Below are 17,484 nucleotides of genomic sequence, written 5' to 3' on the forward strand. Positions count from 1 at the left end.
TACAGCGCCGATGGTACTGCAGGGGGGACCCTGTGGGAGAGTAGGACGCCGCCGAGCAATCTTTGAGAAAGAGCCCTAACTCCGGGTCGACCCCGTGAGTTGGGGCTCTTTTGCGTTCGCGGTGGCCCCCTCGGACCGTGGTGCCCCGATTCCGCTACCGTGGCCGCATGAGTCACCTGATCAGGCCCATACGCCCGGACGAATGGCCCGCGGCGAAGGAGTTGCGGCTCATGGCGCTGCGGGACCCGGTCGCGCACCTCGCTTTCCTGGAGACGTACGAGGAGGCCCTCGCCAGGCCGGACTCCTTCTGGCGGGAGCGGGCGGAAGGTGCCGCCGAAGGGGCGGCCGCCGCGCGGCAGCTCATCGCCGAGGGCCCGGACGGGAGCTGGGCCGGCACCCTGACCGTGCTGGTCGAGGTGCCCGGGACGACCGACTGGGCCGGTTTCACGGTTGAGCGGAAGCAGGGGCATGTCGTCGGCGTGTTCGTACGCCCCGAGCAGCGCGGAACCGGACTGGCCGAGGCGCTGTTCGCCGCCGGCCTGGAGTGGGCCTGGGATCGCGGCGCCGAGCGGGTGCGGCTCATCGTGCACGAGGACAACGCGCGGGCCCGGGCGTTGTACCGCAAGGTGGGATTCGCGCCCAGCGGGGTCACCGTGCCGTTGACGGCAGACTCGGGGGAGTCCGAACTGGAGCTGGTGATCGAGCGGCCCTAGGGGGTGTTTCGAAGGTCCTGTGCGGTGCCCGCGGTGCCCGGTGCGTGCTCTCGGCGTGCCGGACGAAAGCCCTCGTACTGGACGTACTCGGGGTTTCGGCCGGTGCGGCGAGAGGGGAAGCCCCCTGCTCGAAGAGCCTGGGGGAGCGTGCCGGGCGCCGTGGGTGCTGTGCGGGACTTTCGAACCCCCTAGGGGCCGCTACACCGGCAGCTCGTGGTGTGGCCAGCGTGCACGGGCCTGTTCACGCGAGCGGAGCAGGGCCAGGGTCGGCAGCCCCCGGTCCGCTCCGGTGGACAGGAGGTCCGGGAGCTGGGGAAGGGGGGCCACGGCCGCCACGTCGTCCAGGACCAGGGCGAGTGGTGGGTCGAGGCGACCAGAGGATGACCGTTCGGCCATGCGCCGGCCGCGCTCGACCACGCTTGAGGCGAGGGCCGTCAGCAGCGGCATCGCGCCTGGCTGCTGCCTGGGGTCCTCGATGGATTCACCCACCACATAAAGCGTGCCCCCTTCGTTCACGAAGGAACCCAAGGCGAGGCTGTCATTTCGGTTGGGCGTGCACGCCTCGCGGATGTTGACCGTGAAGAGGGCGGACAGCGCTCGGGCCGTCAGCTCCTGTGCGATGTCCCTGCGTTCCGGGTGCGAGGTGAGCGCGGCCTCCAGTTCGCCGGCCGCCCCGGACGACGCCTTGGGGTTCGTGCGCAGCGCCCGTACCGCCTCCTGGACCTGGGTGCCCTGGGCCCAGCGGTGGAGGTGCTTGATCGTGCGGCCCTCTATGGCGGCGGCGTGCAGATAGCTCCGCAGGAGCGTCTCCGCCACGTCGGCGACCGCCTGGTCGATACGGGCCGTGGGGCGGACCGGGGCGAGCAGCGCGACCGCGCGGGCCGCGGCGGTGGCCTTGTCCTCGCAGCCGGAGGCGGGGGACCAGTGCAGCCGGGCCGGGGTGTCGCACAGGTGGGAGGGGTCGTAGAGGAGGACCGGGCCGAGCTTGCCCCGGGCGTCCTTGGTCTCCGACCACAGGGAGGGGTCCGAGGTGACGACGAGCGCGGGGCCCTCCGCCTCGTGCACGGCCTGGGCGGCCGCGGGGCGACGGTCCTCGGGCGTGCCCAGGATGACGCGGGGCGCGGCCCCGACCCCGGCCGACGGGCTCTCGGCGGTCGCCGTGGTCAGGTGGGCCGCCGCCGGGACCGCGGGCGTGCCGGGACCCTCAGGAGCGCCGGGGGCGGCGGGCGTCGGCGGAGATGCCGTGAGCGGGGGCAGCGTCCGGGCGGCAGCGGCCGACGGGTCCGGCGCGGGGACCTCGTGCGCCACGGGAACGTGGTGCGGGACCGGGGCTCCGTGAGAGGCCGCGGCGCCCGGGCGCGCGAGGGTGTCGTCGGCCGTCGGGTGTCCGCTCCCGCTGCCGGGCAGCGGACCGGAGGCCGGGGCCGTGGCCCTCCGGCGCGCCCGTACGGCCTTCCAGCGCGCCACCGTGCCGATCGCGAACACGGTCAGCACGAACAGCACCATCAGTTGCCCTATGAACAACCCCCAGAAAAGCCCGTACCCGGACAGCCGGCCGGGCGGGGTGTCCGGCCAGGCGCCCGCGATGTCGTGCGGCTGGGCGAACAGATGGCGCATGGCCATCGGCGTCCGGCTGAAGCGGACGCCCTCCGGCCAGGCGCCCCGCGCGAACCAGCCCGCGAGGCCCGTGGCCGTCCACACCATCAGCGTCACACCGAGCAGGAAGGCGAGCACGCCCACCAGCACGCCGTCGGGGATGCCTCCGTGGCGCTCCTGCTCCCGCTCCTTGTCCGGTCTCATCGGGACCCCATGTCTACGCCACCTACGCCACCGTGGACTCGGACGAGTCGTCCAGGTCGCTCAGCCGCTGTTCCACGAACGTCGCCGCCCGCTCCTCCGCCTCCCGCTCCGCGGCGCGCAGCACGTCGTCCGCCCGGTCGCTCGCCGACTCCGTCATCGCGCGGTCGGTGAAGACCAGCGGCCGTTCCATCTCCGTGATCAGGTGCTTGACCACCTGGACATTGCCGTTGACGTCCCACACCGCGATGCCGGGCGTCAGGGTCGGGATGATCTCCACCGCCCACCTCGGCAGACCGAGCACCCGGCCGGTGGCCCGGGCCTCGTCCGCCTTCTGGGCATAAATCGTCCTGGTGGAGGCCATCTTCAGGATCGCGGCCGCCTCCTTGGCCGCCGCCCCGTCCACCACGTCGCTCAGATGGTGCACGACCGCCACGAACGACAGACCGAGCCGTCGGCCGAACTTCAGCAGCCGCTGGAACAACTGGGCCACGAACGGGCTGTTGATGATGTGCCATGCCTCCTCGACCAGGAAGATGCGCTTCTTCCGGTCGGGACGGATCCAGGTGTGCTCCAGCCACACACCCACGATCGCCATCAGGATCGGCATGGCGATCGAGTTGCGGTCGATGTGGCTCAGGTCGAACACGATCAGCGGCGCGTCCAGGTCGATGCCGACCGTGGTGGGGCCGTCGAACATGCCCCGCAGGTCGCCGTCGACCAGGCGGTCCAGAACCAGCGCCACGTCCAGGCCCCAGGCCCGTACGTCGTCCAGGGCGACGTTCATGGCCTCCGCCGACTCCGGCTCGGGATGCCGCAACTGCTCGACGATGTCGGTCAGCACCGGCTGCCGCTCGACGATCGTCTCGTTGACGTACGCGTGTGCGACCTTCAGGGCGAAGCCGGACCGCTCGTCCAGGCCGCGCCCCATCGCGACCTCGATGATCGTGCGGAGCAGCGCGAGCTGACCGGTCGTGGTGATCGACGGGTCGAGCGGGTTGAGCCGGATGCCGTGGTTCAGTGCCGCCGTCGGGTCCAGCCTGATGGGCGTTATCCCCATCTCCTCCGCGATCAGGTTCCACTCGCCGACGCCGTCCTCGCCCTGGGCGTCCAGCACGACGACCTGCCGGTCGCGGAAGCGCAGCTGGCGCAGGACGTACGTCTTCTCCAGCGCCGACTTGCCGTTGCCGGACTCGCCGAGGACGAGCCAGTGCGGGGCGGGAAGCTGTTGGCCGTACAGCTGGAAGGGGTCGTAGATGTAGCCCTTCCCGGAGTACACCTCGCGGCCGATGATCACGCCGGAATCGCCGAGGCCGGGTGCGGCCGTGGGCAGGTAGACGGCCTGGGCCTGGCCCGTGGACGTGCGGACGGGCAGCCGGGTCGTCTCGACCTTGCCGAAGAGGAAGGACGTGAAGGCGTCGGTCAGGACGGACAGCGGATCCCGCATCAGGGCCTTACCTCCGAATGCCGGTGGCGAAGGGGAGCGTGTTGACGAAGGCCCGGTGGTGCTCGCGGTCGCACCACTCCAGCTTCAGATAGGACTTGCCGGCCGAGGCACGGATGGTCCGCTTGTCACGGGCCAGGGCTTCCGGTGAGCGGGCGGAGACGGTGATGTAGCCGACCAGGTTGACGCCGGCGGCGCCGCTCGCGAGGTCCTCGCCGCGCTGGTCGAGACGGGAGTGGGCGGCGATGTCACGGGGGTCGACGGTGCGGTTCATCTTGGCGGCGCGGCTGGCCTCGGCCTCGTCGTTCGTCTTCTCGGTCAGCATGCGCTCGATGGCGACCTCGGTGGGTTCGAGGTCCATCGTGACGGCGACGGTCCGGATGACGTCCGGGGTGTGGACCAGGAGGGGGGCCAGGAAGTTCACGCCCACCGGCGTCATCGGCCACTCCTTGACCCACGCGGTGGCATGGCACCAGGGCGCGCGCGTCGACGACTCGCGGGTCTTCGCCTGCAGATGGGTGGGCTCCGTGGCGTCGAGCTCGGCGGGCCAGGCGTTGCGCTGGGTCATCGCCTGGATGTGGTCGATGGGGTGGTCGGGGTCGTACATCGAGTGGATGAGTGAGGCCAGCCGTCCCTGGCCCAGCGGCTGCCGCACGCGGATGTCGGCCTCCTGCAGCCGCGAGCAGATGTCGGTCAGCTCGCGCGCCATGACGACCGCGAGGCCGGCGTCCCGGTCGACCTTGCCGCCATGGGGGCGTGCGGCGCGCGCCATGGCCTGGGCCTCGGCGGCCAGCTCGCGGGTGTAGTGCATGCAGGCGACGAGGTAGGCGCGGTGCTGTTCGCTGCTCGTCGACACCATGGACTGCAACTGGTCGTACGACCGCTGCAGCCAGCCCGGGGCGCGGTCGTCGCCGCGCTGGACGACGTCCTTGGCGTGCGCGTCCGGGTCGGCCGGCAGGGTGCGGGCCAGCATCTGGAGGCGGGTGACGAAGCCGTCGCCGTTCGCGACGTGCTTGAGGAGCGTGCCGAAACGGTCGACGAGGGCCTCCTGGTCCTCGCTGTCGCGCAGGCCGACGCCCGGGCCCTCGATCTCGATGGCGGCGGTGACGGTCCGCCGGTCGGCGTGCAGGAGCACGGCGATCTCGTCGGGGCCGAACGGCGCGGCGAGCCAGCTGATCCGCCCGATACCGGGCGGAGGGCCCACCGCCACCTCACGTCCGTCGAGGCTCGTGCCCGCTTCCATGACGCCGCTGCGGTATGTGGCTCCCTGCCGCAGGGTCCGCTTGTAACTGCGGTTGATCTCGAACCACTTGTAGAACGTGCGGTGCTTGTACGGCACGTACACGGCGCCCAGCGCGAGCAGGGGGAAGCCCATCAGGAGCACGATGCGCAGGGACAGGACGGGGATGAGGAGCCCGCACATCATGCCGATGAACGCGCCCGCGATGATCAGCGCGATCTCGCCGGACTCGCGGTTGCGGCCGACGATCGCGTTGGGCCGGGCGCGGCCGATCAGATAGGTCCGGCGGGGCGTGACCGGATGCGACACGTGGGACTCGGTCGTCAACGCCCTTCACCTCCCGTGCGGTTGGTACTGCTGTTGCGGGTGGTCGCGGCGTGGGGGGTGTTGGCCGGGCTCGTGCGCTGCGGGGGTGCGGCGGAGGGGACGGGGCCGCCGCCCGGTGCGCGGGTGCTGTGCGCGGCCACACCGCCCGACGCGGGGTTGGCGGGGCGCGGCGGCTGGATACCGCCGCCGCTGTTGCTGTCGGCGCGCGTGCTGTGGGTCTTGATGCCCTGGGCGACGAGGGTTGCCGGGGAGCTGATGACGGCCGCGGCCTTGCGCTCGGCGCCCTGCATGATGCGGTTGTTGCGGGAGGCCGCGATCTCGTCGCCGAAACCGGGCACGAACCGGTAGATCATGGCGCTGGCGAAGATGGCGAGCAGGATGATGGCGAGCCCGGAGACGACGGCCGCGAGCGAGTCCGGTCCGCCGTCCGAGGCCAGGGCTCCGGCCAGCCCGAGCACGATGACGATCACCGGTTTGACGAGGATCACGGCGATCATCACGCCCGCCCAGCGGCGGACGTGGCCCCAGAGGTTCTTGTCCACGAGGCCCGAGTACACGACGACGCCGAGGAGCGCGCCGACGTACAGCAGGACGGCCCTCAGGAACAGCTCCAGGTAGAGGACGCCCGCCGCGAGGATCGAGACGAGCGACACCAGGATCAGCATGATGGGGCCGCCGCCGATGCCCGTGCCCTTGCTCAGCGCGCCGGAGAACGTGCCGAAGAACGCGTCGGTCTGGTCGCCGGTGGACTTGGCGAGGACGTCGCTGACGGCGTCGGTCGCCGAGACCACCGTGTAGAGGATCAGCGGGGTGAAGGCGGAGGCCAGCACCGTGAGCCAGAGGAAGCCGATCGCCTCGGTCACGGCGGTGGTGAACGGGACGCCCCGCACCGCCCGCTTGGCGACGGCCAGCAGCCACAGCACCAGGGTGAGGACGGCGGAGGCGGCGAAGACGATGGCGTACTGCTGGAGGAACTTCTGGTTGGTGAAGTCGACGCCCGCGGTCTCCTTCACGGCCGCGCTGAGCTTGTCCACGGTCCAGGAGGCGGCGTCGGCGCAGCCCTTGGCGAGGGAGGAGAGGGGGTCGAGGGTGGAGGTGAGATCGTTGGAACCACCACCTCCGGATCCTCCGGAGGTGGTGCCCTTTTCGCAGTAGTCCTTGGCGGGGCCCCGGATGAGGTCGCAGGGGTCGTTGCTCCTCGACGGAGACGGCGTGGGGCTGGGAGCGGCGAGAGCGTGGGTGGCCAACAGCACCATGGCCGCCTGTACGGCTGTGGCAGCGGCGGCGACCTGGAGTACGCGGCGCCTAGCGGGCATAGGTAAACCCTCCGTACTCTTCAACGGCCTTGGTCATGTCGTCGGCGCTGGACGCCTTCTGATCGCGTCCAACCGGAACGGGCCCGTCCTTCTGGGTGAAGTCGGAAACCTTCCAGTCGCCGTTGAGCCACTTCATCCGGTACGTCGTCGTGTACCAGCTCTCGGTCACCGGGTTCGTGGATCCCTCGCCGGACAGGCCGAAGAGCGACGTGTACCACAGCTCCACGGTCGCACTGTCGGAGGTGAACTTCGTGACCTTGGTGCCCACCGGGACGATCCGCGAGACGAACGTCTCGCCCTCGGGTGCTGTGCCGTCCTTGTCGAGACCGATGTTGGTCAGGAACTTCTCGTTGGAGTAAGCCTTGTCGAGATCCGACTGCCGTGCGGCGGCGACATCCGGGGCGTACACAGTGTCGACGATGGCGTGCCGCTGGTTTGCGTCGAACATTCCCGTGGAACTCAGCGCCACCGCATAATTCGCCGCCGCACTCTGCACCCCCTGCTCATCCCGAGCGAACCCCGACGGGATCCCGTCCGTCTTCGTGCGGACCGGGCGGGTTCCGGAGGCTGCCGTGGGAGCCGCGTCCGCCTTTCCGCCGTTGTCGTCGCCCGACGAGGAACCCCCGCCTCCACGGTTCGCGAAGGCGATCGCCGCGATCAGGAGGACGACCACGCCGACCACGGTCACCAGGCTCCGCGACGAGGACCGGCCCCGCCGCGCGCCGCCGTACACGTCGGTACCCCGGTCCGGCAGTCTCGTCCGTGTCTGCCCGACCCCGCCGTACTCTCCGTCGCCCCCGCCGGAGGCACCGTCACCGAGACTCACGCCGCGCACGCCCCCTCGACGTCATGGCCAATGGAAACCCGTAGCAGTACGACGGTAGCCGTGCTGGTTCCCGCGCGGGCGCGGTGTGGTGACTCGACATCAGGGAAACGCAACCTCAGCCGGTGGGCACGACGGACGGGTGGGTCGGAGGGAGCGGCCGGGCGCGCCCGGCCGGGGACTGACGGTGCGCCTGGTGCGGCGGGACGGTCCGGGGCCGGGCCTAGACGGCCATGCCGTACACGATGGTGAACAGCGTGCCCAGAGAGCCGATGATGAAGACTCCGGTCAGGCCGGCGATGATCAGGCCCTTGCCCTGTTCCGCGCTGAACGTGTCGCGCAGGGCCGTCGCTCCGATGCGCTGTTTGGCCGCGCCCCAGATCGCGATCGCCAGGCAGAGCAGGATGGCGACGGCCATCACGACCTCGACCATCACCCGCGCCTCGTTGCCCAGGCTGCCGAACGGGCCCCAGTTCGGGGCGATTCCGCCGATGATCGTGTTGATGTCGCCTTTTGCGGCCGCGAGATGCATGTAAGTCACCGCCCCTGGTGGGTAGTTCCGTACCCCCTGCCACGCGCGCAGAGGTCAGAATCATTCTCGCTGACAATGACGCTGTCGTATGTCGACTTGACGTCATTGATTGGCGGGTTTCGTACGTGTCCCTTGCCTCCGGCGCGCGCGGGACCCTCGTGGGGGGCGCATGGCGGTCCATCAAGGGGCGTATGGTCACTCTGTGTATCATGGCAGGTCATGACGGGCAATGAGGTCGAAGCGGAACCTGTTGCGTGGTTCTCTCGTTGACCTCTTCCGTGCCGCGACGACCCGGTGGGTGCGTGCCGCGGCCCGGCCGTCCGGCCCGCTCCGTCCGGGTGTCACCCGTACGAGCGGAAGGCTATCCCCGGACCGAGGGGCCGGTTGCGCGGGGTGGCCGTGGCGCGGTCGGGCACACATGTCCGCAGGCGGACCGTCCGCACGGGCGTCCACGCGGCCCCAGGACGTGGAACGGGCCGCGGCTGGATGCCGCGGCCCGTTCCCTTGTGATGCCGGTGGCCGTGTCCCCCACGGTGTCCCGCCACCGGCTTTCCCGTGCCCGGAGGATCAGCCCGTGAAGGCTGTGACTCCCTCCGGGGTTCCCCACCCGGTCGGGCCGTCGTACCCCGACTGCGCGGTGCACAGGTAGGTGGTGGTGCAGGAGCCGTTGTTGCCGCTGGTCACGTCGTTCAGCGCGGAGGTGCCGGCCGCGTTGTAGGGGAACTTCGCCGGGTAGGAGCCGCTGGACGGCGTACCGGCGAGGGCGTACACGCCGGCGATGATCGGCGACGAGGCGCTGGTGCCGCCGAAGGTGTACCAGCCCGCCGTGATGCCGTAGGAGTCGTAGACGGAGACCCCGGTCGCCGGGTCGGCGACGGCCGCGACGTCGGAGATGGTCCGCTTGGAGCAGCCGGTGTCGGTCTGCCAGGACGGCTTGGTGTCGTACGCGGAGCAGCCGGAGCCCGTGCCCTCGGTGCTGCTGGTCTTCCACACGGTCTCGGTCCAGCCGCGGCTGGTGGAGCTCCTGGACAGCGCGGTGCCGCCCACGGCGGTCACGTACTGGGAGGCGGCCGGGTACTCGGCGCCGTAGCCGCTGTCGCCCGCGCTGACCGTGATCGCGACGCCCGGGTGCTTGAAGTACGAGGAGTCGTACGACGAGTCCGCGGAGGACTCGGAGCCGCCGTAGCTGTTGGAGACGTACTTCGCGCCCAGGGCGACGGCCTCGTTCACCGCGGTGCCGAGGTTGGCCATGGTGGCGGACCTGGCCTCGACCAGCAGGATGTTGCAGTTCGGGCAGATGGCGCTGGCCATGTCGAGGTCGAGGGAGATCTCCTCCGCCCAGCCGGTGTTGGAGGAGGGGAGGGAGGTGCTGGAGCCGGTCTGGCTGACCTTCTTGAAGCAGCCGTTGGCGGTGGTGCAGGCCGGCAGACCGTAGTAGGAGCGGTAGGTGGCGAGGTCCGCCTCCGCGTTGGGGTCGTTGTACGCGTCGACGATGGCGATGGTCTCGCCGGAGCCGTTGGAGGCGGCGGCGGAGGTGAGCCCGTAGGCGGACTGGAGGTCGCCGGGGCCGTAGCCGGAGGGGGTGGCGGCGTTGGCGGCCTTCGGTGCGATGCCGTCCTTCTCCGCCCGGGCCTTCTGGAACGCGGTGAGTCCACCGGTCACGCGCAGTGCCTTGCAGGCCATCTCGTCGGCCTTGCCGGGGACGGCGCAGGCGCGGGTCCACGTCACGTTCGGGGAGGTGGGGCTCGCCGCGGCGTTCGCGTGGGCGGCGGTGCCGAAGCCCGCGAACAGCAGGGCGATGGTGGCGGCGGCAGCGGAACCGACGCGGTGCCATCGGCCGCGGGGGGCGGTTCTGTTCGTCCGGTCAGAGGGTGGGGTGCGCAACGTACTGCCTCCTGGGAGTGGGGTGACAGGGGCGGTGCGGGTGCGTGCAGGACGCCGGTACGGTGTCCCCGGCGACGGGCCGGGTGGCCCGCGGACGACGATGACTTGTTGAGTACGTGACAAACAAGAGCCTTCTGGAATCCTGACTTCCGCCTTGCCGAACACGGTCTGCGCCTTACGCGCCGATGGCTGCCCGATGACCGGTCACTGGCGGCCGCTTGACGCAACTCACAGGTTTCCCATGGGTTTTGAGTCGGCCCTCCGAGGGCGGCGGGACAGCCGCAGGGCCCAGGTCCCCCGCCCACCCCGCATCCACCGCGCCGGTTCGGGGGCCTCGAACGTGAGTGTGGCGGCTCGTCGGGGTATGCGTGCTCAGAGGGACCGGATGCACCCGAAGGGGGGACCTGGTGTGGGGCCGAATGCGGGCGATGACCTGCGGCAACCGGGGCTCGTAGGCAAATCTCAGGTCGCTCGGAGGGCTTTTCTCACCTTCCTGGGCCACAGTGAGAGGTGATGAACCGCATCACACGTCTCTCCGGAAGCCGCGGCCACGCGTTCCTCAGCACGGTCGTGCTGCTGGCGGTCACCACGTCCTCCGTGGCCGCCGCCGACCGCGGTACCGGACCGCTGGGTGAGACCGTCAAGGCGAGGCCCACCTCGGCCTCGTCGCGGATCGGCCCGCTCTTCGGTACGAGCGGTGCCCTGGAGGGCGGCCACTTCTGCACCGCCTCCGTGGTGCACAGCGAGCGCCGCGACCTGATCATCACCGCGGCCCACTGCCTGGGGGGCGGCGGACCCCTGTGGTTCGTGCCCGGGTACCGGAACGGCAGGGCACCGTACGGGGTGTGGAAGGTGACCGGGACGTACGTCGCCGACGCCTGGAGCCACGACCAGGACGAGGACAGCGACGTCGGCTTCGCCACCCTCGCGCCCCTCGACGGGGCGCGGGTCGAGGACGTCGTGGGGGCCAACAGGTTCGCCGCGGGACGGAAGACCGGTGCCACCGCCCTCACCGTCACGGGGTACCCCAACTCCCGGGAGACCCCGATCGCCTGCGTCAACAAGCCGACGGCCAGCAGCCGTACGCAACAGCGCATCGAATGCCCGGGGTTCACCAGCGGCACGAGCGGCAGCCCCTGGGTGAACGGCTACGGCGAACTCGTGGGCGTTCTCGGCGGCCACGAACAGGGCGGCGACACCCCGGGCGTCTCCTACAGCGTGGTCCTGGGGAACGAGGCCGAGGCCCTGTACCGGACCGCCTCGGGCAGGTAGCGGCCTTCCACCCGCGGCCCGCGGGCGGGTGCGGACCGGTGCGGGCCGGTACGCGCCGGTGGTGCGCCCGGTGGTGCGCCCGGTGGTGGGCCGGTGTTGGCCGATCCTGTCCCTTCTCCCTGGCCGGACCAGGTCTTTTCCGGGTCCGTGCCCCCGCCTCACCCCTACACTGACCCTCGGCGGACTCCCGTGTGACGAGGGGCGGTTGACGGTGCGTAAGGCGTGGATCTGGGCGACCGCTGCGGTCGGCGCCGCGCTCTCCTTGGTGATGCTGCTCGCCGTCGGGGTCTACCTGGTCGCCGGGAGCCTCGCCGGCGGTCTCGGCAAGGGGTCCGTCGCGCTCGCCAAGAACGCGGTGCCCGCCGCGTACGCGACGCTCGTGGAGAAGTGGGGCAACCTGTGCAGCGCGATCAACCCCGCGCTGCTCGCCGCCCAGCTCTACCAGGAGAGCGGCTTCAACCCGAACGCCAAGAGCCCCGCAGCCGCAGAGGGGATAGCGCAGTTCATCCCCGGCACCTGGGCCATCCACGGCATCGACGGCAACGGCGACGGCATCCGCGATGTCTGGGACCCGCGCGACGCCATCCCGTCGGCCGCCTCCTACGACTGCAAGCTCGCCTCGTACGTGAAGGACGCGCCCGGGAACCAGACGGAGAACATGCTCGCCGCCTACAACGCGGGGGCGTACGCGGTCATCAAGTACGGGGGCGTGCCGCCGTACAAGGAGACCCAGAACTATGTGAGGACCATCACCACCCTGCAGAAGAGCTTCGCCGCGCCCGTGCGGCGGGTCGACCCCTCGAAGCAGGCGGCCGGCGCCATCTACTTCGCGCAGAAGAAGCTCGGCACCCCGTATCTGTGGGGCGGCAACGGGACCGCCGACCAGGGCGGGCGCTTCGACTGCTCCGGGCTGACCAAGGCCGCGTACGAGAGCGTGGGCATCACGCTGCCGCGCGTCGCCAACGACCAGTACAACGCCGGACCCCATCCGAAACGGGACGAACTGCTGCCGGGTGACTTGGTCTTCTTCTCTGACGACCTGACCGATTCCCGTGCCATCCGGCATGTCGGGATTTATGTCGGTGGTGGCTATATGATCGACGCGCCCAGGACCGGTGCGGTGATCCGTTTCGACCCGATCGACACATCCGACTACTTCGGTGCGACGCGTGTCACCGAAGATGGCGCGAAAGCGTTGCCCACGACGGTGTGAATCAGGGTGTGAACGGCGTACGCGAGGTCGCCCGCTGGCCGGAACCCTCCGTTACACCTATCCCCTGAGCTGCGAAGACGAGTCTCTCTTCGATAACGTCTGCGTGATCATTCGGTGGAGTGCGGAACGTTGAAGAGAGGACTGTGCGTTCCTTCTGGCGTAGAGCGTCGACGGACGGCAGCCGGCTTGACGTGGAGCGGATCTACAACCACGGGGGTGGTGGAAGCGGCGCGCGCACGGGCGCGCCCGTGCAACGGGACTGACGACGAAGGGGCCGCGCACGATGGCTGGACTCGCCGAATCCGGGTCGAACCCCGACGTCGATCTGCTCTACGACATCAATGGCCTGGCCAAGCAAGCCCCGCGCTGGTTCGACCGCGTCATGGAGTTCGTCGGTGAGTACGGGCTGCTGCTCGCCATGGTCCTGCTGCTCCTGTGGTGCTGGTGGAGCGTGCGCCGCCGGGGCGGCGAGGATGCGGCGTCGTCCGTGGCCGCGCTGGTCTGGGCACCGCTGGCCGCCGGTCTCGCCGTGCTGGTGAACGTGCCCATCCGGGGCTTCGTGGAGCGGCCGCGGCCGTTCGTCGACCACCAGGGCATCGACGTCCTCGTCACCGGCAAGACCGACTACTCCTTCGTGAGCGACCACGCCACGCTCACCATGGCGATGGCGGTCGGACTGTTCGTGGCCAGCCGCGCCTTCGGACTCGTCGGCCTCGGGCTCGCCCTGCTCGAAGGCTTCTGCCGGGTCTACATGGGCGTGCACTATCCGACGGACGTCGTCGGCGGATTCGCCCTCGGCACCGCCGTCGCCCTGCTGCTCTCCCCGCTCGCCATGGCGCTGCTCACCCCGCTCGTGAGGGCGGTCGAGCACTCGCCCCGGGCCGGGTGGCTGGTCCGGGCCCGCGGGGCGCGTGCCACGGGGCCGCTGAGCCCCGGGACGCGGACCGGCGCGGCCGCGCAGGAGCGGGATCTGGCGGCGTAGCGGCCGCCGCGGGCGGTGTGCGCCCCGCGCGGTGCGGGGCGCGCGCCTCAGGGACGGGCCCGCGGGCCTCCTACAGCGACTGCGGGAACGTGAAGAAGCCGGCCGGGTCGTACCGGTGCCTCAGTTGCGCGAGGCGGGTGGCCGCGTCCCCGTAGTACGCCGTGCGCCAGTTCGCCAGGGTGGGGTCCGTGTAGTTCTGGTACGCGGCCCCGGACGCGTAGCCGCGCATGGACGCGTGGGCCGACGCCAGCCAGGACTGGGCCGTCGTGCCGGACGTGCCCGCCCGCCAGCTCGCGATGTACTGGGCCAGCATGCGTGAACGGCGGTGGACGAACGCCGTGGCCGTGGGCGCCACCCGGTTGACCGCGCCGCCGAGCGCGGTGAACGCGACGCTGCCCGCGCCACCCCGCACCGACTCCATCCGGTGCAGGAGGGCGTGGATGCCGGCCTCCGGGATCGAGCGGTCGAAGAAGTCCGAGCGGGCCGCGTACGTCTCGCGGCCGAGGGCGCCCTGCGGGGACCGGCCCGGTGTCGGGCCCGGCAGATGGCACTGGGCGTCGGAGGAGAAGGACGAGCAGCCCGCGTACACCTCCATCGCACCCTCGTAGGACCGCCGTTTGAGCGAGACACCGGACGCCGAGAAGCCGATCCTCGCGGCCAGCCGGTCGACCGCGTTCTGGAGTTCGCCGTACGTGCCCAGCGAGAACGCGGAGACGGAGACGGTGGGCCTGCCGCCCGCCGTGCCCGAGAGGTGACAGGAGGACCAGATCTCGTCGGGCTGGGCCGGGCCCCATTCCTGCCAGGCCCCCAGCACGGCCGCCGCCTGGGACCAGGGCCAGGTCAGGTACGCGGTCACGGCCTGCGGTGCCGGGTGGGTCGTGAAGCGCAGCTCGGTGACGACGCCGAAGGTGCCGTTGCCAGCGCCGCGCAGGGCCCAGAAGAGGTCCTTGTTCTCCGTGGCGCTGGCAACGAGTTGCCGACCGTCCGCCGTGATCAGGGTCGCCTGGGTGAGGCTGTCGCAGGTCAGCCCGTACGCCCGGGAGACCACGCCGTGACCGCCGCCGAGGGTGAGCCCGGAGACGCCGACGGTGGGGCAGGAGCCCGCGGGTATCGTCACGCCCTTCGCGGTGAGCGCGCGGTAGACGTCGATCAGCTTGGCACCGGCGCCGACGACCGCCGTGTCGCCGCTCGCGCGGATCCCGTTCAGCTTCGAGACGTCGATGATCAGCCGGCCGTCGCCGGACGACCAACCGGCATAGGAATGGCCGCCGTTGCGTATGGCGACCTTGACGCGGTGCGTGCGGGCGTACGCCAGGACGGTGCGGACGTCGTCGGCGTGCGCCACGTACGCGACGGCCGCGGGCCTGAGCCCGTCGAAGCGCGTGTTGTAGAGCTGGTGTGCGGAGGGCCAGTCGCTGTCGCCCGGCAGGACCAGGGAGCCGGCCAGGTCCTTGGCGAGGGCGGCCCAGCCGGTGGTACGGGGGCCGGCGGCGCGGGGGCCGGTGGTGGCGGTGCGCGGGGGCGTGCCCGCGGCCGTCGATGTGCCGCCGCTCGCAGAGCCGTTGCACGCGGTGGTGGCCGCCGTCGCGAGCACGGCGGTGGCCTGGCCGATGAACGTACGCCGTTGCATGTGCCCTCCCTCGGGTTCTGTGGAACCAGACGGGGGCTCATCACCCGGGGTTCCGCTGCAAGTGCCACGGAATGGCCACGGAGTGCGGGGCGGGGGTGCGCTTTTGGTGTGGTGCTCCCGGTGGTACTAGGGGGTGTTTCGGAAGTCCTGTGCGGTGCCCGCGGTGTCCGGTGCGTGTTCTCGGCGTGCCGGACGAAAGCCCTCGTACCGGACGTACTTGGGGTTTCGGCCGGTGCGGCGAGTGGGGGTGCCCCCTGCTCGAAGAGCCTGGGGGAGCGTGCCGGGCGCCGCGGGTGCTGTGCGGGACTTTCGAAACACCCCCTAGCCGGCCGCGTGCCCTGCTGCGTCCGACCGGGCCAGGCTGCGGGCCCTGCGCGCGGGGCCCCGCCAGCCGCAGGTGCAGCGGGCCACGCAGAAACGGCCCTGTTCGATCGTCGTCGTGCGGTGCTGGTCGGGACTGAGGGGGGCCTTCTGCTGCTCCACTCCGACAGGTTACCCAAGGCACATGGACCGCCATGCCGGCCGCGTGACGGGTCTCCCTACCGGTCGTTAACCGGAACGACAGGAGGGACACCGGGACGGACCGGCTGGGGGTAGGCAGGCGATGAAGGTGCGGCAGCACGACCGGGCGGGCGCGGCGGCCCTCGCGACGGTGGGACTCCTCCTGTGCGGCGGCTCGCTCTCCGGCTGCGCGGGCGGCGGGGCCGCCGCCGAGGACGCGCGTTCCGGAGCGGACGCGGTGGAGGTGCTCCACCAGGCGGCCGGTGCCCTGGTGCGCGCGGGCAGTTCCAAGGCCCGGACGTCGATGGAGATGGCCACCGGCGGCACCCGGGTCACCATCCGCGGCGAGGGCGTCTACGACTACCGCGACCGGCTCGGCCGCCTGAAGGTGACGCTGCCGCAGGATCCCGCGGGCGCCCAGGAGCACCGGCCCATCACGGAACTGCTCGCTCCCGGCGCGCTGTTCATGAAGAACCGGGGCGCGGGCGTGCCCGCCGACAAGTGGGTCCGGGTCGACACGACCACACTCTCGGACGGCAACCTGGTCACCGGCGGCGCCACCGACCCGCTCGCGGCGGCCGAGTTGCTGCGCGGGGTCCGCAGGGCGACGTACCTGGGAAGGACCGAGGTCGCGGGGACGCAGGTGCGGCACTATCGCGGGGTCGCCGACATCGGGCTGGCGGCGCGCAGCGCCTCCGCCGGGAACCGGGGGCCGCTGCGGGCGGCGGCGAAAGGGTTCGCCACGGCCGAGGTCCCGTTCGACGCCTACCTCGACGACGAGGGGCGCGTCCGGAAGGTGCGCCACCGGTTCAGCTTCCTCAACGGGGAGCAGAAGACCACGGTCGCGGTGGCCTCGACGACCCTGCTGTACGACTTCGGGACGCCCGCCGACATCCGACTGCCGGCGGGCGGGGACATCTACGCCGGGAAGATCGCCCAGCAGTGAGGCGCGCCGGGCGCCGGCCGTCCGGGCCGCCCGCCGCGGAAGGGGCCGGGAGCCGGGGCGCGGGGGCCGGGCCCGCGGGCCGGAAGTGGCGCGGCTGAGGGGCCGGAAATGGTCCGTCCGTGCCATGCGCCGCCCGGGGGCCGCTCCCTACCCTAGAGTCGGTGACGGCAGAAAGAGGTGATGCGCGTGGCTCTGGTCGGTGGTATGGCAGTGCAGGACCACGTGGCCCTCGCCGAGATCGAGCTGTGCGGTGACCTGATGATCGCGGCATCGGCGGCTCGCGAGGACCGGCTCAGTCTTGAGAGCATCGACGAGGTGCTGAGAGTGGCCGAGGAACGGGACGCCTCCGGCGGGTGAGCCGGGCGCGGGGTCATGTCCGCAGCAGGCGGCCGATCGCCTTCGTGGCCTCCTCCACCTTCGCGTCGATCTCCGAACCGCCCCTGAGCGCGGCGTCCGCGACGCAGTGGCGCAGATGCTCCTCGAGCAGTTGCAGCGCGAAGGACTGCAGGGCCTTGGTCGAGGCGGAGACCTGCGTGAGTATGTCGATGCAGTACACGTCCTCGTCCACCATGCGCTGCAGACCGCGGATCTGGCCCTCGATGCGGCGCAGCCGCTTGAGGTGCTCGGCCTTCTGCTTGTGGTAGCCGTGGATGCCGCGGTCGTGGTCGGTCACCACGTTCCCGCCGTCCTCGGAGGGCGCTGTCGCGCCGGCCTCGGTGGTCGTCATCGCGTCCTCCTGTTGACGATCGCCCGGGGATGCGGAGCGGGACCGGCGGCCCCCGGGTGTGGGTCCCGCACATCCCGAAACGGACATATACCCCTGACGGGTATATGGTAACGAACTTTGCAGGGTATACGGCCCTT

16 protein-coding genes are annotated in these 17,484 nt (G+C 71.1%); 6 read left to right on the forward strand and 10 right to left on the reverse strand.

What is annotated here, in order from left to right; translation table 11 throughout:
* The first annotated feature begins 167 nt into the window (after positions 1 to 167).
* Positions 168 to 713: a GNAT family N-acetyltransferase gene (locus tag ACFSL4_RS35175; protein ID WP_381091924.1), complete on the forward strand. Its 546-nt coding sequence runs from the start codon at positions 168 to 170 to the stop codon at positions 711 to 713.
* A gap of 198 nt (positions 714 to 911) precedes the next feature.
* Here ACFSL4_RS35175 and ACFSL4_RS35180 read toward each other — a convergent pair whose 3' ends face one another.
* The 7 genes from ACFSL4_RS35180 to ACFSL4_RS35210 all read right to left on the reverse strand — a co-directional run bounded on the left by ACFSL4_RS35180 (position 912) and on the right by ACFSL4_RS35210 (position 10,076).
* On the reverse strand, positions 912 to 2,513 hold the full coding sequence (locus ACFSL4_RS35180; protein ID WP_381091926.1) for a type IV secretory system conjugative DNA transfer family protein: 1,602 nt from the start codon (positions 2,511 to 2,513) through the stop codon (positions 912 to 914).
* Between the two features lie 22 nt (positions 2,514 to 2,535).
* Entirely contained in the window at positions 2,536 to 3,957 is a 1,422-nt protein-coding gene (locus tag ACFSL4_RS35185; protein ID WP_381091928.1) for an ATP-binding protein, read from the reverse strand.
* A 7-nt stretch (positions 3,958 to 3,964) separates the two neighbouring features.
* Positions 3,965 to 5,521: an SCO6880 family protein gene (locus ACFSL4_RS35190; protein ID WP_381091930.1), complete on the reverse strand. Its 1,557-nt coding sequence runs from the start codon at positions 5,519 to 5,521 to the stop codon at positions 3,965 to 3,967.
* The gene (locus ACFSL4_RS35195) at positions 5,518 to 6,837 is read right to left on the reverse strand and encodes a hypothetical protein (protein ID WP_381091932.1); all 1,320 of its coding nucleotides are present in this window, start codon (positions 6,835 to 6,837) and stop codon (positions 5,518 to 5,520) included. Before ACFSL4_RS35195 ends, ACFSL4_RS35190 begins: the two co-directional genes overlap by 4 nt.
* The gene (locus tag ACFSL4_RS35200) at positions 6,827 to 7,663 is read right to left on the reverse strand and encodes a DUF8175 domain-containg protein (RefSeq protein ID WP_381091934.1); all 837 of its coding nucleotides are present in this window, start codon (positions 7,661 to 7,663) and stop codon (positions 6,827 to 6,829) included. Before ACFSL4_RS35200 ends, ACFSL4_RS35195 begins: the two co-directional genes overlap by 11 nt.
* Positions 7,664 to 7,883: 220 nt before the next feature.
* Positions 7,884 to 8,192, reverse strand: coding sequence for a hypothetical protein (locus ACFSL4_RS35205; protein WP_071364221.1), 309 nt, complete (start codon positions 8,190 to 8,192; stop codon positions 7,884 to 7,886).
* 567 nt (positions 8,193 to 8,759) lie between these two features.
* Positions 8,760 to 10,076 carry a S53 family peptidase gene (locus tag ACFSL4_RS35210; RefSeq protein ID WP_381091936.1) on the reverse strand — a complete coding sequence of 439 codons (1,317 nt, stop codon included), beginning with the start codon at positions 10,074 to 10,076 and terminating at the stop codon, positions 8,760 to 8,762.
* Between the two features lie 513 nt (positions 10,077 to 10,589).
* Here ACFSL4_RS35210 and ACFSL4_RS35215 point away from each other — a divergent pair.
* From ACFSL4_RS35215 to ACFSL4_RS35225, 3 genes are all read left to right on the forward strand, one after another.
* Positions 10,590 to 11,348 (forward strand): trypsin-like serine peptidase, encoded by a 759-nt coding sequence (locus ACFSL4_RS35215; protein ID WP_381091938.1) that lies wholly within the window; start codon positions 10,590 to 10,592, stop codon positions 11,346 to 11,348.
* 205 nt (positions 11,349 to 11,553) lie between these two features.
* Positions 11,554 to 12,561: a bifunctional lytic transglycosylase/C40 family peptidase gene (locus ACFSL4_RS35220; protein ID WP_381091940.1), complete on the forward strand. Its 1,008-nt coding sequence runs from the start codon at positions 11,554 to 11,556 to the stop codon at positions 12,559 to 12,561.
* 283 nt (positions 12,562 to 12,844) lie between these two features.
* Complete coding sequence (locus ACFSL4_RS35225; protein WP_381091942.1) at positions 12,845 to 13,543, forward strand: phosphatase PAP2 family protein; 699 nt, start codon at positions 12,845 to 12,847, stop codon at positions 13,541 to 13,543.
* 70 nt (positions 13,544 to 13,613) lie between these two features.
* Here the strand turns inward: ACFSL4_RS35225 and ACFSL4_RS35230 are convergent, their stop codons facing one another.
* Both ACFSL4_RS35230 and ACFSL4_RS35235 read right to left on the reverse strand, forming a co-directional pair.
* Positions 13,614 to 15,173 carry an FAD-binding oxidoreductase gene (locus tag ACFSL4_RS35230; RefSeq protein ID WP_381091944.1) on the reverse strand — a complete coding sequence of 520 codons (1,560 nt, stop codon included), beginning with the start codon at positions 15,171 to 15,173 and terminating at the stop codon, positions 13,614 to 13,616.
* Between the two features lie 321 nt (positions 15,174 to 15,494).
* Positions 15,495 to 15,656 (reverse strand): hypothetical protein, encoded by a 162-nt coding sequence (locus ACFSL4_RS35235; RefSeq protein WP_381091946.1) that lies wholly within the window; start codon positions 15,654 to 15,656, stop codon positions 15,495 to 15,497.
* A 121-nt stretch (positions 15,657 to 15,777) separates the two neighbouring features.
* Between ACFSL4_RS35235 and ACFSL4_RS35240 the strand changes: the two genes are divergently transcribed.
* Both ACFSL4_RS35240 and ACFSL4_RS35245 read left to right on the forward strand, forming a co-directional pair.
* The gene (locus tag ACFSL4_RS35240; protein WP_381091948.1) at positions 15,778 to 16,620 is read left to right on the forward strand and encodes an SCO4651 family lipoprotein; all 843 of its coding nucleotides are present in this window, start codon (positions 15,778 to 15,780) and stop codon (positions 16,618 to 16,620) included.
* 204 nt (positions 16,621 to 16,824) lie between these two features.
* Positions 16,825 to 16,977: a hypothetical protein gene (locus ACFSL4_RS35245; RefSeq protein WP_381092017.1), complete on the forward strand. Its 153-nt coding sequence runs from the start codon at positions 16,825 to 16,827 to the stop codon at positions 16,975 to 16,977.
* 13 nt (positions 16,978 to 16,990) lie between these two features.
* Here the strand turns inward: ACFSL4_RS35245 and ACFSL4_RS35250 are convergent, their stop codons facing one another.
* Positions 16,991 to 17,347, reverse strand: coding sequence for a metal-sensitive transcriptional regulator (locus tag ACFSL4_RS35250; RefSeq protein ID WP_381091949.1), 357 nt, complete (start codon positions 17,345 to 17,347; stop codon positions 16,991 to 16,993).
* Positions 17,348 to 17,484 lie beyond the last annotated feature (137 nt).

Source organism: Streptomyces caeni (assembly GCF_042678285.1).
Classification (GTDB): Bacteria; Actinomycetota; Actinomycetes; order Streptomycetales; family Streptomycetaceae; genus Streptomyces; species Streptomyces caeni.

Bases quoted from the DNA above. Each gene is read 5' to 3' on its own strand.
- ACFSL4_RS35175 (WP_381091924.1), top strand. From the start codon at position 168: ATGAGTCACCTGATCAGGCCCATACGCCCGGACGAATGGCCCGCGGCG.
- ACFSL4_RS35180 (WP_381091926.1), bottom strand. From the start codon at position 2,513: ATGAGACCGGACAAGGAGCGGGAGCAGGAGCGCCACGGAGGCATCCCC.
- ACFSL4_RS35185 (WP_381091928.1), bottom strand. From the start codon at position 3,957: ATGCGGGATCCGCTGTCCGTCCTGACCGACGCCTTCACGTCCTTCCTC.
- ACFSL4_RS35195 (WP_381091932.1), bottom strand. From the start codon at position 6,837: ATGCCCGCTAGGCGCCGCGTACTCCAGGTCGCCGCCGCTGCCACAGCC.
- ACFSL4_RS35205 (WP_071364221.1), bottom strand. From the start codon at position 8,192: ATGCATCTCGCGGCCGCAAAAGGCGACATCAACACGATCATCGGCGGA.
- ACFSL4_RS35215 (WP_381091938.1), top strand. From the start codon at position 10,590: ATGAACCGCATCACACGTCTCTCCGGAAGCCGCGGCCACGCGTTCCTC.
- ACFSL4_RS35225 (WP_381091942.1), top strand. From the start codon at position 12,845: ATGGCTGGACTCGCCGAATCCGGGTCGAACCCCGACGTCGATCTGCTC.
- ACFSL4_RS35230 (WP_381091944.1), bottom strand. From the start codon at position 15,173: ATGCAACGGCGTACGTTCATCGGCCAGGCCACCGCCGTGCTCGCGACG.
- ACFSL4_RS35240 (WP_381091948.1), top strand. From the start codon at position 15,778: ATGAAGGTGCGGCAGCACGACCGGGCGGGCGCGGCGGCCCTCGCGACG.
- ACFSL4_RS35245 (WP_381092017.1), top strand. From the start codon at position 16,825: ATGGCAGTGCAGGACCACGTGGCCCTCGCCGAGATCGAGCTGTGCGGT.
- ACFSL4_RS35250 (WP_381091949.1), bottom strand. From the start codon at position 17,347: ATGACGACCACCGAGGCCGGCGCGACAGCGCCCTCCGAGGACGGCGGG.